General features: G+C 56.2%; 15 protein-coding genes. 6 read left to right on the top strand and 9 right to left on the bottom strand.

The annotated features are described in order from the left end of the window. Positions 1 to 117: 117 nt before the first annotated feature. Positions 118 to 1,056, bottom strand: coding sequence for an SDR family NAD(P)-dependent oxidoreductase (locus L904_RS14140; RefSeq protein WP_197416750.1), 939 nt, complete (start codon positions 1,054 to 1,056; stop codon positions 118 to 120). A gap of 111 nt (positions 1,057 to 1,167) precedes the next feature. Here L904_RS14140 and L904_RS14145 point away from each other — a divergent pair, with 111 nt between their 5' ends. The 6 genes from L904_RS14145 to L904_RS14170 all read left to right on the top strand — a co-directional run bounded on the left by L904_RS14145 (position 1,168) and on the right by L904_RS14170 (position 6,654). Then, positions 1,168 to 1,596: a hypothetical protein gene (locus tag L904_RS14145; RefSeq protein WP_059775501.1), complete on the top strand. Its 429-nt coding sequence runs from the start codon at positions 1,168 to 1,170 to the stop codon at positions 1,594 to 1,596. After that, positions 1,593 to 2,402 carry a cytochrome P450 gene (locus L904_RS14150; RefSeq protein WP_035264734.1) on the top strand — a complete coding sequence of 270 codons (810 nt, stop codon included), beginning with the start codon at positions 1,593 to 1,595 and terminating at the stop codon, positions 2,400 to 2,402. The genes L904_RS14145 and L904_RS14150 overlap by 4 nt, the downstream gene beginning before the upstream one ends. A 182-nt stretch (positions 2,403 to 2,584) precedes the next feature. Next, positions 2,585 to 3,862: a cytochrome P450 gene (locus L904_RS14155; RefSeq protein WP_059778332.1), complete on the top strand. Its 1,278-nt coding sequence runs from the start codon at positions 2,585 to 2,587 to the stop codon at positions 3,860 to 3,862. Continuing rightward, the gene (locus L904_RS14160; protein WP_080707378.1) at positions 3,844 to 5,088 is read left to right on the top strand and encodes an NAD(P)/FAD-dependent oxidoreductase; all 1,245 of its coding nucleotides are present in this window, start codon (positions 3,844 to 3,846) and stop codon (positions 5,086 to 5,088) included. The genes L904_RS14155 and L904_RS14160 overlap by 19 nt, the downstream gene beginning before the upstream one ends. Positions 5,089 to 5,102: 14 nt before the next feature. Further along, positions 5,103 to 5,465: a 2Fe-2S iron-sulfur cluster-binding protein gene (locus L904_RS14165; protein ID WP_051671937.1), complete on the top strand. Its 363-nt coding sequence runs from the start codon at positions 5,103 to 5,105 to the stop codon at positions 5,463 to 5,465. Between the two features lie 367 nt (positions 5,466 to 5,832). After that, positions 5,833 to 6,654 carry an IclR family transcriptional regulator gene (locus L904_RS14170; RefSeq protein WP_059762521.1) on the top strand — a complete coding sequence of 274 codons (822 nt, stop codon included), beginning with the start codon at positions 5,833 to 5,835 and terminating at the stop codon, positions 6,652 to 6,654. Positions 6,655 to 6,832: 178 nt separating this feature from the next. Here L904_RS14170 and L904_RS14175 read toward each other — a convergent pair whose 3' ends face one another. The 8 genes from L904_RS14175 to L904_RS14210 all read right to left on the bottom strand — a co-directional run bounded on the left by L904_RS14175 (position 6,833) and on the right by L904_RS14210 (position 14,145). Continuing rightward, entirely contained in the window at positions 6,833 to 7,663 is an 831-nt protein-coding gene (locus L904_RS14175; RefSeq protein ID WP_197416749.1) for an SDR family NAD(P)-dependent oxidoreductase, read from the bottom strand. 118 nt (positions 7,664 to 7,781) lie between these two features. Further along, a complete protein-coding gene (locus tag L904_RS14180) occupies positions 7,782 to 8,594 on the bottom strand; it encodes a sugar phosphate isomerase/epimerase (RefSeq protein ID WP_035264739.1) in 813 nt (270 codons plus the stop codon). 116 nt (positions 8,595 to 8,710) lie between these two features. Beyond that, positions 8,711 to 9,535, bottom strand: a complete 825-nt coding sequence (locus tag L904_RS14185) for a sugar phosphate isomerase/epimerase (protein WP_035264742.1) — start codon at positions 9,533 to 9,535, stop codon at positions 8,711 to 8,713. A gap of 30 nt (positions 9,536 to 9,565) precedes the next feature. Further along, positions 9,566 to 10,333, bottom strand: a complete 768-nt coding sequence (locus L904_RS14190; protein WP_035264745.1) for a hypothetical protein — start codon at positions 10,331 to 10,333, stop codon at positions 9,566 to 9,568. A gap of 130 nt (positions 10,334 to 10,463) precedes the next feature. Beyond that, entirely contained in the window at positions 10,464 to 11,396 is a 933-nt protein-coding gene (locus L904_RS14195) for a dihydrodipicolinate synthase family protein (RefSeq protein WP_035264747.1), read from the bottom strand. A 29-nt stretch (positions 11,397 to 11,425) separates the two neighbouring features. After that, complete coding sequence (locus L904_RS14200; RefSeq protein WP_035264752.1) at positions 11,426 to 12,253, bottom strand: shikimate dehydrogenase; 828 nt, start codon at positions 12,251 to 12,253, stop codon at positions 11,426 to 11,428. A 3-nt stretch (positions 12,254 to 12,256) separates the two neighbouring features. Continuing rightward, positions 12,257 to 13,060: a sugar phosphate isomerase/epimerase gene (locus L904_RS14205; protein ID WP_035264755.1), complete on the bottom strand. Its 804-nt coding sequence runs from the start codon at positions 13,058 to 13,060 to the stop codon at positions 12,257 to 12,259. 65 nt (positions 13,061 to 13,125) lie between these two features. Beyond that, entirely contained in the window at positions 13,126 to 14,145 is a 1,020-nt protein-coding gene (locus L904_RS14210) for an aldo/keto reductase (RefSeq protein WP_197416748.1), read from the bottom strand. Positions 14,146 to 14,403 lie beyond the last annotated feature (258 nt).

The raw sequence follows: 14,403 nt of genomic DNA on the forward strand, positions 1-14,403 counted from the left end.
AGTGCAAACAGCATGATAGCCCCCGAGCATTGACGGTCGTACCTCTGTCCCTTTGACGATCGGTGCTCCCGATTCCGCTATCTGCGAGGTTCGCTTGGGTTGCGGCAGCGTCAGAAACTACGGCTTCGAACTTGGACGGCCTGGGATGTGGCTGAGGATTGATTTTGAGAAGCCACCGTCGACGCAGAGGTCTTGACCGGTGATATAGCTCGAAAGCGGGCTTATCAGAAACTCGATTGCGTTGGCGATGTCTACGGGATCTCCGATCCTTCCAAGCGGAATCAGTTTCTCCCTTGCCTGCTTGATCTCAGGATCAGCGTACATCTTTGCAGACATCGGAGTATGGGTCATCCCGGGCGAGACAACATTTGAGCGAATGCCGTCTGGAGCCCACTCCAAGGCAAGGGTCTTGGCCAACATAGCAAGCGCCGCCTTGGTTGGGCTATATGCACCAGATCCGGCATGTGGGACCTGTCCCGACATTGAGGATGTGAAGCATGCTGCACCTCGGCTCTCCTTCAGATGCGGGTAGCTGTATTTGGCCAAAAGCCATGCTCCGCGTAGGTTTACCTCGAACATCTTGTCCCAGTCAGCAACGGTTAAATCACAGATTTTGCCGGGGCTTGCCACTCCTGCATTGGCAACGAGAGCGTCGAGACCGCCGAAGTTCGATACTGTCGACGTTACCAAGCTAGCGGCAACGTCGACGTTGCTGAGGTCGCCGGACAGTGCGATAGCATCAGCTCCCAAAGCGCGCACCGATTGGGCGACATCATCTTGTCCTTCTGATGGTTCACGGCCGCAGATGGCGATCTTTGCGCGCTCACCGCGCGACGCCGCAGCTTCGGCAATTCGGATGCAAACTGCCGCTCCGATTCCCCGACTTCCTCCACTTACTAGAACTCTCATCTGTGTCTCCGTCTCGATAGTGGGGCTATAATATGGAATCCATTTCCAAAACGCAATACCGTACCAAATATCGGCTTTCTCGCTGAGCAGCTGCACGCCTACGTCAAGAGATGCCGCGCCAGAGGCTCGAACCAGCGGCCAATTCATTCAAGATTTCTGTTGACATCAATTTGACGCCGTGAGCAAATAGAACAGTGTTCCATCCGACGCAAGATTGTAGCGGCGGTTACGGGTTAACGACAGAAAAAGGTTACATCCATGCGCGAAGTCCCTAACGTCCTCGACATTTCATGGCCGGAAGAGATTGGCCCATACGACCCTCACAGCGTCAAAATCCAGGCGAACCCTTTTGAGTATTTCAAATTCATGCGAGAGCATGCGCCGGTCCTGAAGGCGCATGTGCCTCAAGGTGATCTGTATCTTGTCGCTCGCTTTGCCGACGTTCAGAACGGACTGCGTGATTTTAAACGCTTCTCGTCTGCGGTTGTTAAGCAGGACAAGTTCCGGTTCATCACCATCATGGATGCACCGGACCATACGCGAATGCGCAAGCTGGTGGCTTCGGCGTTCACGCCTAAGGCGATCTCGGCGTTCCAGGAAAATCTGCAGGCAACCTTCGCAGATACTTTCTCCCGATATTGGCTCGGGGGGGAGGTGACATATGCAGCGAGTTTTCCGAACAAATGACGATGGGGACCATCTGTGCCTTTCTGGGTTTTCCTCTCACAGACTTCGAAAGGTTGCGCGATCTTGCGGTGAAGTCGGTCTTCTTCCAGGGCAGAGTGGCGCGACACGCTCCCGGCTGCGACGGTGACGAAGAAGGATTTCTCGAGCTGATCGAGTTCTTGCGTGGGAAGTTGGAAGAAGCAAGAAGGAACCGGAACGGAACGATTGTTGCTGCCTTCGCAGATCAAATTGAGCAAGGACTCATCAGCGAAGAAGATACCTTACACTTCCTTGTCTTCATGTTTCTCGCTGGGTTCGATACAACCGCCATCTTGATCTCGAACGGGTTTCTAACGTTGGCGGAGCAACCGCACCTTCTCGAGAGGTTGCGCGGAAATCCGGAGGATGTCGGCCGTTTCGTGGAAGAGCTAGCCCGGCACCGGTCTGCGCCGCAGATGCTTGCTAGGATCACAACAGAGGACGTTGAGGTGGCGGGCTTCCGCATACCAGCAAATTCCCAGGTCAAACTGCTTTCGGGCTCAGCAAACAGGGATGACGAAAAATTCCCCAACGGGGATTCGTTCGACATGGACCGCGACCCGACTGGGCACCTCGGCTTTGGTTATGGTGTCCACACATGCTTGGGAATGTGGCTGGCCCGTTCTGAGGCGCGTATCGTGTACACCTCCGTAGCGAACCTCGTTTCCAAGGTCGAAATAGTGAGGGAGATCCCGATCGTGCCCTACACCGGCGGTACGTTCCAGTTCACCGGGCTATCGTCCATGCACGTCAAGATAACACCGCTCGGCCAAAGCGCAGCCGCTTAAGAACCGGGTCGGCGCGAAAACAAGGCTGCCGACCCGAAGTTGCGGATCCTCCAAATGTCATCCCGCATATTGGGTGAAAGAGCTGACGCTTAGCAGCGCACTCTTTCACCCGGACCATCTTAACGCCCTCTCGAGTCTCTCTGTGGATGTATTAGTCGCTGACAAGGAAGGTCGGAAACCCGATGTCTATTCCCTTTGATTCCAAAAACGTCCTAGTCCCGCCCTATTCTCATGAGCTCAACTGGCCGAAAGGCCTTACGCCCTATCGGCTGATCGATGCAGACGGAGCGCAGGGAGAGCCATACGCACATTATGCGTGGCTACGGGAAAATGCGCCTGTGATGCGCGTTGCGCACGGAGGCCTGGATGTCTGGATCGTGACCCGTCACGATGATGTTCGGGCTGCACTGCGCAGGCCGAAATTATTTCGGTCCCAGGTCACGGATAATCGGGAACTCGCATTCATCACCGCGATGGATGATCCAGATCATGCGCGCTTGCGACAAGTAATCACCTCTGCATTTACGCCCAAAGTCGTCGCGTCCGTAGAAAGCCAAGTTCGACAGACCGCCTCGAAGCTGCTCGACGACATGATCGATGTTGGCGGTGGAGAAGTGGTAGGTTCTCTGGCGCGTCCGCTGACAATGACCACAATCAGCAACCTTGTCGGCGTGCCAGTTTATGACCCTGATCAGGTGAACCACTGGTGTGAGCAAACCTTCGTGTACTTTGCTCGGTTGGCCAGAAACGCGCCCGGCAGCGAGAACGACGAAAAAGATGCACAGGAGCTTTTCCATTATGTGAACGGACACTTGCGCCGCTTACACAAGGAGGGAAGTCAATCGGTCGGCGGGTCGCTCGCAAGAGCATGGCTAGATGACGGCGTTATTTCGGAAAAGGAGGCGACAGAACTCTGCGCCTTCGTATTCATCGCCGGCTTTGAGACAAGCACGCGCTTGATAGCAGGCAGTTTTCTGGAGCTCCACTATAACCCCACTCTCCTTGAGAGGCTTCGAGTAGACCCGGATGCGCCGCGCCGCTTCGTGGAAGAACTCGTTCGAATGCGGGGGCCAACGCATCGCTCCGTAAGACGAACCGCGTCGGAAGTCGAAATAGGGGGGTATCTTGCCCCCAGCCATACCTTGGTCCGGCTTATGATCGCATCCGCAAATCGCGATTACGCTGTCTGGCCCGACGGGGACAAGTTCAACATCGACCGTGATCCGACGGATCATTTCGGCTTCGGCTACGGTATCCATGGATGTCTTGGGGCACCGCTTGCACGTCTTGAGATGCGTATTCTGGCAGAGCTATTTGGACAGAAGCTCAAGCGAGTGACCTTCGACCCGCATCGCGACCTCGTGTTTCTCAAAGGGAACAGCATGATCAACGGGCCGGAGACGCTCCGCATCGACATCCAACCACTAGATGGAGCTGCCTCATGCCCATTTCACCAGTAGTCATCATTGGTGCCGGACATGCAGGTGTCCGGCTTGCTGTAGCTCTGAAATCTGCATCCCCCGCACCCAGCGTTGTTCTCCTTGATCAGGATCACGCCTTTCCCTACGAGCGTCCGCCTCTATCGAAGGAAATGCTCAAAGACGGTCCGGATGCCATTGTCAAACTCTATAAGGACGAGTTTTACGCCGAGCACGGAATTGATCTCATGCTTGGACGCATGGCGACGACTATCAATCGTGGTTTGCGGACTGTTGAACTCGCAGATGGATCACAAATACCATACAGCCGGGTGATTGTTGCGACCGGCGCACGAGCACGCAAGATACCCGTGCCTGGCGGATCCCTGAACGGTGTTCACATGCTGCGGACACTGGCCGACGCACAAGATATACATCGTGCTATCGGTCGGTCCAGGAGCATCGTCGTGATCGGGGGAGGTTACATCGGCCTCGAAGTCGCGGCGGCTGCAGCTGAGGCCGGGCGGGACGTGACGATCATTGAAGCGCAGGATCGCCTAATGAAGCGTGTGACGGGTGAACACGTTTCCCGCTATTTCGAACAGCTGCACCGGATGCATAACGTCAAAATTCTCGTGCAGACAGGTGTCAGTGAGCTGCAGGGCGTAGACCGCGTCGAGCGGGTGGTCGCACAGGATGACTCGGTACATCCGGCTGACATGGTGGTTGTTGGGATAGGTGTGCAGCCTAACGATGAAATCGCGAGGGCGAGTGGGTTGGCATGTCAGGACGGCATTCTGGTGGATGCCCAGTTTCGGACTGAAGATCCGGACGTGTACGCGATCGGCGACGTTGCACGTTCGCCAAATGAGGATGGGAGGGGGTCCGTCAGGCTGGAAAGCGTTCAGAACGCGAGCGCTCAGGCACTCGCTGTCGCCGATGATATTCTGGGGATCCAATCGGTCAAGCACGAGGTGCCGTGGTTCTGGACAACCCAGTATGGGGTGCGCTTGCAAACCGCGGGGCTCTTGCACGGTCATGACCAAGCGGTCGTCCGCGGCAACATAGAGTCCGGCCGCTTCGCTGTCCTCTATCTGAAAGAAAAGCGCCTTATTGCGATCGACAACGTCGGGACGCTCAAAGACTTCATGATCGGCAAGAAGCTAATCGCGTCTCGTGCCATCCTGGACATCGAAAAGGCTGGAGAGCCCGCCGTCAAGCTGACCGAAACGGTCACTGCTTTCGATGAAACCCACGCACCTCGTTAAAGGAGATCAATCAATTGAACGCCAATCAATCGCAGGCCACACACAGCGGGAGACAGTCCGGCAACATCAAGGTCAAGGATCGAGAAGGTGCCTACCACGATGTCAAATGGCAACAGGGCCAGTCTTTGATGGAAGCGCTGAGGGATCATGGCCTACCCGTCCTGGCCTCATGCGGAGGCGTGGCCGCATGCGCAACCTGTCATGTCCACCTCGACCCGGAGATCATCGCGAAACTCGGTGAAAAAAGCGAGGACGAGAGAGAACTTCTTGAGGGAAGCGAAGCTTTCGACCCGGATAGATCACGGTTATCCTGTCAGGTGTTCGACCTGTCGCTGCTCGATGAAACAGAAGTTGAGCTGGCACCCGAAGACAGCTAGTCGGATTAACTGGGCGAGCGCGCTTCCAGCTTCCCAAAGCCCTACGACCTAGCTCAAAGCGGCGCATCGTGCCTACGTGAAGGTCAAGTCCAGATAGGTCCTGGTGGCATGTCCCTTTCGGACTGCGTTCATGCGGGGAAGGAAAGTCATCGAGACCTGAGGGTAATTACACAAAAGGCGGATGTGCTCACGAGGGCTTCGAAGGACATTATGAGAATGCGGGTATTCCACCATTTGCCTTGACTGCTTCAACGTCAGGTCATAGACGCCGTTTGGTGGTCTTGGAGCCGAAGCCAGCCATAGATCACCGTTGACATTAAAGATCAAGGGACATGATTAGCATGTCTCACCCCGACTCGAGGATCTCATGCCACTTGGTGATTTTGTCGATCGCGTCATGGAAATAATAGAGCTGATCGCTGACAAGCCTGCAGGGATGAAGGTAAGCGAGATCGCCCAGCAACTCGATATTCCGAAAAGCGCTGCCCATCGGATGCTCAACACTTTGAGCCAACGAGGGTTTGTTGTCCAGGATGAGATGAGCCAGCGATACTGCATGACCGTCAAACTCGCCGCAGTCGGCCTTCGGTTTTTAAGTGCGTCCGGTACGTCAGACATTTGTCAGCCATCCCTTGATCGGCTCGCTCGACATACTGGAGAACTGGTCCGTCTTGCGGTCGTGCATGGTGACGGATTGCTGTGGATCGCAAAGGCCCAAGGGTCTTCGTCTCCGCTTCGATATGACCCCTACCTTGGAAATCCGGTAGATCTTCACTCGACTTCGGTAGGTAAGGCCTGGCTGGTCACTTTGGATGAAGAGGTGGCCGTAGCGCTCGTCAAGTCCAGAGGCTTTAAATCCACGGTAGGTAGCGGCAGGCCGATAGCACACGACGAGGCTAGCCTTCGAGCCGAGCTCGAGGTCACCCGCAAGCGCGGCTACGGTGTGTCGATAGAGGAGGGCGAACTCGGCACGAGTGCGATGGCCCAGGCAATCATCGTAGGGCGGGATCGCGTCGCCGTGGGAGTTGTAAGCATCGCGGGGCCGGCAGCTCGGCTAACGCGAGAGCGGATGGCAGAATTCGCCCCCGTTCTTGACGCGATCGCCCTTGAGATTGCCGACCTTTGGCCGGCGCGGGAGATCGTTAATCTCGTCAACGGCAATCATCGTGAAAATGTCGCAACCGGCTGAGCCCGTCTGTCATTGGTGCAGCCGCAGCCGAGGAGCAGACATTCTAACTGCAGGCGTGCTCCTGCCCGGCGCGGGCAGTGGCCGCTTGTGTGCCCGCATGTCCTCTTGGGAAATTATGGCTCTGCAACGTCTCCGTCTTGAAACTTAGGTTCGCCGACAGCCAGGTCAGAAAGTGAAGCTAGCTCTGAGATCTGGGCCTTCCTGGAATATGGCTGAGGATTGACTTGGAGAAGCCTCCATCCACACAGAGATCCTGGCCAGTCACAAACGCCGCATTCGTTCCCATTAAAAATTCGATGGCGTTGGCAATATCCTCGGGCTCTCCGATCCTGGAGAGCGGGATGAGGTCTTCTCTTGCCTTTTTTAATGTCGGATCGGCATACATTTTTTCAGTCATGGGGGTGCGCGTCATACCGGGCGATACAACATTCACCCGTATGCCGTCCGGCGCCCACTCCAGCGCCAGCGTTTGCGCCAACATGGTTAGCCCTGCTTTTGCGGGACTATAGGCGCCGGATCCAGCGTGAGGCAGTTGGCCCGACATCGAGGAGACGAAACATACGGCACCACGGTTCTGCTTAAGATAAGGATAGCAGCTTCTCGCAAGCAACCAGGGACCCCGAAGGTTAACGGCAAGCATATGATCCCAATCAGCAACCGACAATTCGGATAGGGCCCCGGGGCTTGCTATTCCAGAATTGGCTACCAGTCCGTCGAGACCGCCGAATTCTGCCACCGCAGCCGCCACAAGCGCCGCTGGCACCTCAGGGTCACCCAGGTCTCCCGACAAAGGGATTGCTTGTCCGCCTATGGCGCGCACGGCTTGAGCAACATCCTCTTGTTGCTGGGACAACCCATGACCGCATATCGCAAGCTGAGCACGCTCTCCTCTTGAAGCCGCTGCTTCTGCAATCCGGATACACACCGCCGCGCCAATTCCGCGACTTCCTCCGCTGACCAAGACTCTCATATAGGTAACTCCTGCTAGTTCGAATTCGACGGTAGCCAAGATCCGCGCCGCCTCGGCTCATGGTCTCGATGGATACTATCCATTAGGATTTGAGCAAGCGGCAGCCTAGCTCCGGCCGTGACGATGATAACCGGGCCCGCGAATGAGGCCGCAAGGTTTATGCCTGGATGTTCCAGCCCCTTTTCTTCAGTTCCTTAACTCCATCGTTGACTTCCTGAAGGGGTCGTTCTTCGCGAATGATCTCGAGAACAACATCATCGATACTGAACACAGAGGCCACGGCGCGCCCTAAACCTTCGAAATCGACTATCCCCGTGCCTATAGGATCATGTCCCCACACATCCGTACCCGTGTCAGAAATATGCACGAGACCAATGTGTGAGTGATGCGACAGAAGACTGGCGACTGGATCCTCGCCTATGTAAGCGGCGTTCGCGACGTCATAGACAATGCTCAGATTTTTATCGCCGATATCGTCTACGAGATCGACCAACTCTCCGATCGTCGGTCTAAAGCAATATGGGGTGTTTTCCATGAGCAACCGCACGCCCGCTTGCTTTGCGACCGGCAGAAGCACGTCGAGACTTTCGGAAAACCAGCCAAGGGCCTGAGGGATCGTTGGGGAGATCATTGGACGCCGCGTCCCTGGAGAGATCACAACGTCGGCAACACCCCAATCGACTGCAAGTTGAAGGACATCCTTTATATGGTCTGTGCTTTTGCGCCTCATATTGGCCGCGGGGCTGGCGAGGTTGATATCGTATCCACCAGCATTTAGCGACCGGACACTCGCCCCGTGATCCTGAAGTCGCTTTCTCGCATCCGAGCGCGAACTTGCCGACATTTCGTCCGGCCAGCAGTGCGGGGAGCTCACGGGAACTTCGAAGACCTTGAAGCCATGCGGGGCAAGTTCTGATATTGCCTCGATTGCAGTGCACTTCCAAAGATATGAAAAAGTATTGATGATCATCGGTGCCTCCAGGCCGCGTTGAACGCGACGTCCAATTTTTCACAAACATTCGTAGAATTTCTTCGCGCGGTCACCACGACTGTCAAAGATTCGGGTTCCGGCAGATACGGTTGCGGTCACCCGGGCCAGCGAAGCTTGTTGAGATAGTCTGCGCTTTCCAGAAGTGCTCTGTCAGGTTCGGCTGAAACGACCTCAAAAATTGAGGGTCCGGAATAACCTATGCGCCTCAAGGCGTCGGCGACGGGCTCGAACGACACTTCACCGCCTCCGACTGGATCGTGACGAAAATCGCTCAGCGGCGTATCCGCGAGGTAGATCGCTAAGAGGTGCTCTTTGATGAGAGAAATCGCCTCTACTGCCGGGTCGCGTCCAAAGGCCGCGTTTGCAACGTCATAACCCAGCCCGATATTCGCCCATCCATAACGGTCGAAAAAGGCCAACAGGTCGGCTCCCTTGTATAGCCATGACAGTGGGTGGTTCTTAACGATCAGCTTGACTTGCAGTTCTGTTGCGCGTGGCACCAAGGTATCGAGAGAGTATTTGAAACCTTCGGTAAGTTTTTCGATACTCGTCGGGAAAACCGGATTTGACTTTCCTGGGTTGACGACGACCCCGAATGCGCCCCAGTCAGCCGCCAGTTCCAGCGCAGACGCAACAACGGCGCAAGAATAGTCGCGGCATTCGGGCGTAACGGCTGCAAGATTGAGATCGAGATTTGGCTGGTTAAGGGTTTCGATGCGAATTTTTCGTTCTTCCAGAAGCCTTCCGATCGCCTTGCGTTCCCCTGCTGTAGAGGTGCTGGGCCAGAAATGGCTCGGGATAAGCATCATCTCGAAGCTGGAAAACCCCAAATCAGAAAGATGATTTAAGCAATCCAGAGCGGTGTAACGGCTCGTGTAGGAATAGGTGTTGACCGTATAAGGAGCGTTCGGCTGCGTCATGTCGGATTCCTCAGGGCATGTTGGGTCAGCCTACGACAAGGCGAAGTGCATCTCGTCGTTGTTGCCTAGTTGAATGGATACATCGCCCGGCCCGGCAACTTCGATTGCACCGCAGAGGCTACCCGTCGTGATGATCGAGCCTGCTCTCAGCGCTGTTGCAGGCCTAGATTGATTGTTGGCATAATCCCAGAGCCAGGTAAGTGGATCTTTGGTCGGATGTTGTCCGGCCGCGTCGAAGGCGACTTGGCCGTTGAGCTTAAGCTTCAGAGAGGTACTCGAGCCGGGCTGGAGGACTGCTAGGGGTAGGGCTGGGCCTCGGACGTACCCCTTGTTTCCCAGGCGATCTGCCAGAAAGGCCAGAAAGGAAATACTTCCGCCTTCCGAGATGCCGCTCCAAACCAGTTCAGCGCCCAGGTAAGTGTTGGAAATCGCGGCCTCGATGTCGGCTCGTTCATAGGACGTGTCCTTGCGAACAGGCAAATCCTGGCAGAGCTCGACGGCGATCTCCACCTCGATTTTCATTCCCTTACGCCAAGCAAGCACCGCACGGGGAGGATTGTCCAGATAGGGATAAAGCGGAGCGGCGACGGGGTCACCGCCAGGCGATTTTGCTACTTTCCAGGCGTGGAGGTCTGCTCCCTCGAGCTTCGACAACTGGCTCTGTACGTTGATCGCATCTTCAAGCGTTGAGGGCACTGATACGAGCTCGCCGGTTGGCACTTGGCTTCCGTCATGACGGAGGCTGTACAGCTGTTGAGCTAATGCATTTTCGTTAGGAGTAGCTAGCGTAGAAGTCATGTCTGTTTCTCAGTCATTTCGGCGGCGTACCTGGACGATGAAGGCATCCTATCGTCCGACGACCAGCGGCTTGAACGAAGGTGTGTTTGGCGACATATGCTGCTCAGAGCAAAATGCGCCGGCGACTACCTCAGGACGCCTGCTTGATCCGCTCGCGAAACCTTTCCGTCCCCTGCTGAATATGATCCAGCAGATCCATGACTGCCCAGTGCCGCTCGGCAATGTCATAATCCGTGACGCGAGAATGGATGCTGTCAAATGTGCCGAGCCGCTTGTGCCAGACTTTTGCAAGACCCGGATATCCCATCGGTTCAGCCATCGCTGCGAGCGCAAGAAAGATTTCGAGTTCGCGGCGCAGATCGCTGTCTTCCGACGCGTGTTTGTAAAGCCAGGCGTAGAGGTCGGGATGGATGTTGGTGAAAACACCAGAGAACCCCTTCGAGCCCGCGCGAATAGCGGCGGCGGCAATGGCCGCATTGGCGTTTACAATCGCAAAGCCGGAATCGCCGGAGAGCGCGACGCGTCGCTTGACGGTTTCGAGATCGCAGGAGACATCCTTCAGCGTTACGAAGCGGCCGGTGTCGCGGCAAAGCTTGAATTCGTCATCGCTCAAGAGACGGCGATAGGGAGCCGGGCATTCGTATAGACCAAGGGCCAGGTCGCTCGGGAGCCAGCTCAATATCGCGTCGAGGCTTGAGCGAAATGCGTCTGTTCCTTCATTTTTTGTGTCGAGCCTGTTGCTGACCAAGACAAGCGCATCGATCCCTGTACCCGCCATGGCCACCAGCTCTGCGCGCTGGTCATCACGGCTGTCGCTGATGTGTCCCGATGAGATCACCGGTACACGTCCGGCAGCCAGAGAGACCACTTTTTTCGAAAGTTCGACACGCTCTTCCAGCGACAGCTTCTGCATCTCGCTCGACTGGCAGACGGCAAAGAGGGTGTTAGCGCCATTGGCGATATACCATTCCACAAGTCGCTCCAGACCCTGCCAATCGATCCGATTATCCGGCGTGAACGGGGTAAGCATAACCGGGACGATACCCTGGGCTTGGATTTTCATGATATACTCTTTCTCTGTTTCCCTGGTTGTCAAAGTGCCGTTCCTGCCGGCAAACCTGCGGCAAACCCTGCCATCAGGCGGATCTGCGCAAGCAGCATGTCATTGCCGTCAGACACCGTTGCGCCGGCCGCCTTGGCGGCGCGTAATAGTGCGGTTTCCTCGCTTAAGCTGGCGATATCAGCGATGAGCATGTCGGACCGGATCGCGGAAGCCGGCATCGGGAAGATGCTATCTCCCTTGACGCCGATCGGCGATGCATTGACGACGATATCGTAGTCCCGCCCTGCCGACCCATCTACCGCAACCGCGCATTCTTCACCGCGCAAAGTGTTGACCATTCCTGCAGTGAAGACCACGGATTCAGCTGACAGATCCATAAGATCGATCTTGGCAACACCTTCCTCAGCGAGGGCAAACGCGATCGCGCGGCCAGCTCCACCCGCTCCGACAATCAGCACACGAGCGCCGCGCAGTCGCGACTTTGCCTCGCCAAGACCGTCAACAAATCCTATGCCATCGAACAGCGCACCGTTCATCTGCCCGTCCTCTGTGCGCTGGACGCAGTTGACGGCACCCACGGCCTTCGCCGTTGGCGTCAGCGTTGAGCACATCTTCGCCGCCACGACTTTGTGAGGGATTGTGGTGCTGATACCGCAGAGATTGGGAATTGCGGAAAATACGTCCCAGGCTGCCGCGAGACGCTCAGCGGATATCTGGAAGGGAACTGCGTAAATGTTAACCCCGGCGGCGGCAAAGATCGGGTTGATCAGACGCGGCGTTTGGACCTGATGGATCGGATCGCCAAAGACAGCGTAGACACGCGAGTTGCCGTCGAGGTTAGGGATACTGGCTCGCATGATTTAATCCACACTGAAGAGGTTACGACAGCGATCAATGGCGATATCCATCACCTCCGCCGGGTCGCGAGACCACCAGTCGGTTGAGAATATTTCCACCTCGACCGCTCCATCGTATCCGGCTCGTTTCATCATCGAGTGGATGCCACGCAGGTCGATGATCCCGTCGCCCATCATGCCTCGATCTGTCAGGACATGGCGGGTTGGGATGAGCCAGTCGTTGACGTGAAACCCAAAGAGCCGGCCGGCTTCGCCTGCACGCGCGAGTTCGGCTGGCAGTCGCTCGTCCCACCAGCAATGATAGACATCGACGGCCACTCCGATGCCTGGCCCCAGCGCCTCGCAGATAGAATTTGCGTGGGAGAGACTTGAGATGACGCTGCGGTCGCCCGTGACCATGGGATGGAGTGGCTCAATGGCGAGCTTCACTCCAATCTTTCGAGCGCTCTCGAGGACCTTGCCAATTGTATCCTCAATCCTTCGTCTTGCTGACGCCAAATCCTTTTCATTGTCTCGTAAGCCTCCCGTAAACAGGAAGACATGGTCAGCCCTAAATCTCGCCGCCCGCTCGAGTTCGGCCTCAACCGAGTCATATGTATAAGCATTCAACGGCCCGACACGATTGTATCCCGAGACCGTCATTCCAAAATCTTGCAAAACAGACAGAGCGTCTTTTTCGCCAACTTTGGCAATCTCGTCTCCCCAAATGGAAACTGTCCGAAGCCCCCGCTCCGAGCAGAGCCGAAGAAAGGTCAACATATCTGCTCTCTCGCGCACCGTGGCGTGGTTGAAGACAATGTTCGTCATGGGCCCCTCTAAGTTTGAAAATCACTGGTTCTGAGACAACGGCCCTGTCGCAGCCCGCTTCGCGTTCATGCAGCCTTGCCTGAATAACGACGAACCTCTGGCGCAAGCCACGGAGAAACATAGCCTCGGTCCGCTTCCTCGATGAGCGATCCCGGTGGAACAAGCGCGTCAATCCGGTCAAGCGTCGCGGGCTGGAGGACGGTCTCAAAACCCGCTTCCATGCTCTTGAACTGCTCGAGCGTTCGCGGACCAAGGATCACAGACGTTACTGCGGCGTGCGCCAGCGGGAACGCCTGAGCCATGTGCATAAGGGACAAACCTGCCTCTGTCGCAACCCGCTCAAGTTCTTGAAGCAATTCTAGTTTGCGCCGGTTCCCCTCGCGCTGCATATCGAAGCGGGTTTGCAGGATTGGGTAGTGTTGTCCCCACTGTCCTTTTACGCGCTCGGCCCTGGATCCCGCTGGCACCGAACCATCGGCCTTGTACTTTCCTGTCAACCAGCCGCCGTTCAGCGGGCTCCAGGCTGTGAACCCCATGCGGTAGTGTTGAACGGCGGGGAGGGTTTCCCTCTCCACGGCTCGTTGAAATATCGAGTAGGGCGAGCTTTCGTTGATAAACCGCGCGGTCTTGTTCAAACGACTTACGGACTGCGTCTCTGCAAGATACCAGCTCGGCATCGTCGAACAGCCGATATAGCGAACCTTGCCCTGGGCCACGAGATCGTTGAGAGCACCGATTGTTTCTTCAAGATCGGTCTGAAGGTCGGGCCGGTGCATCTGGTAAAGATCGATGTGATCGGTGTTCAACCTCCGCAGGCTGTTCTCGACCTGTTTCATGATCCAGTAGCGTGACGCGCCTTGTTCGTTGCGTCCTTCACCAGCCGTCAAACGAAACTTGGTCGCAAGCACCACTTTGTCTCGACGGCCCGCAATCGCTTTGCCGACGATCTCCTCGGATTCACCATGGGAGTAAGTGTCGGCAGTGTCGATGAAGTTGATGCCGCGATCGAGCGCACTGTGCAGGATGTCTATGCACTCTTTCTCGTCAGTATTCCCATCCGATCCGTAGCTCATCGTGCCCAGCATGTACTCGCTGACCTGAACTCCGGTTCTTCCAAGATATCGATATCTCATGGCGGATGCCTTTCATCAGTCGGAACGTGGTTCACTGGTCCAGGGCGTGCGCACGACAAATGAGCGTATGGCACAGCAGTACCAATCGGCATTTCAGCCGCCGTTGAGCGAGACTGAGGCCGCCCAAACCACAAAAAATTAGCATCGAGGTTCCGACGGCGACCGTGGAGGCCTTGTCGGTTCGGAGCTGGATGGCGGTGACCCGCCATC

Origin of the sequence: Agrobacterium sp. LY4 (assembly GCF_001526585.1) — a bacterium.
In the GTDB taxonomy this organism is placed as follows: domain Bacteria; phylum Pseudomonadota; class Alphaproteobacteria; order Rhizobiales; family Rhizobiaceae; genus Agrobacterium; species Agrobacterium leguminum.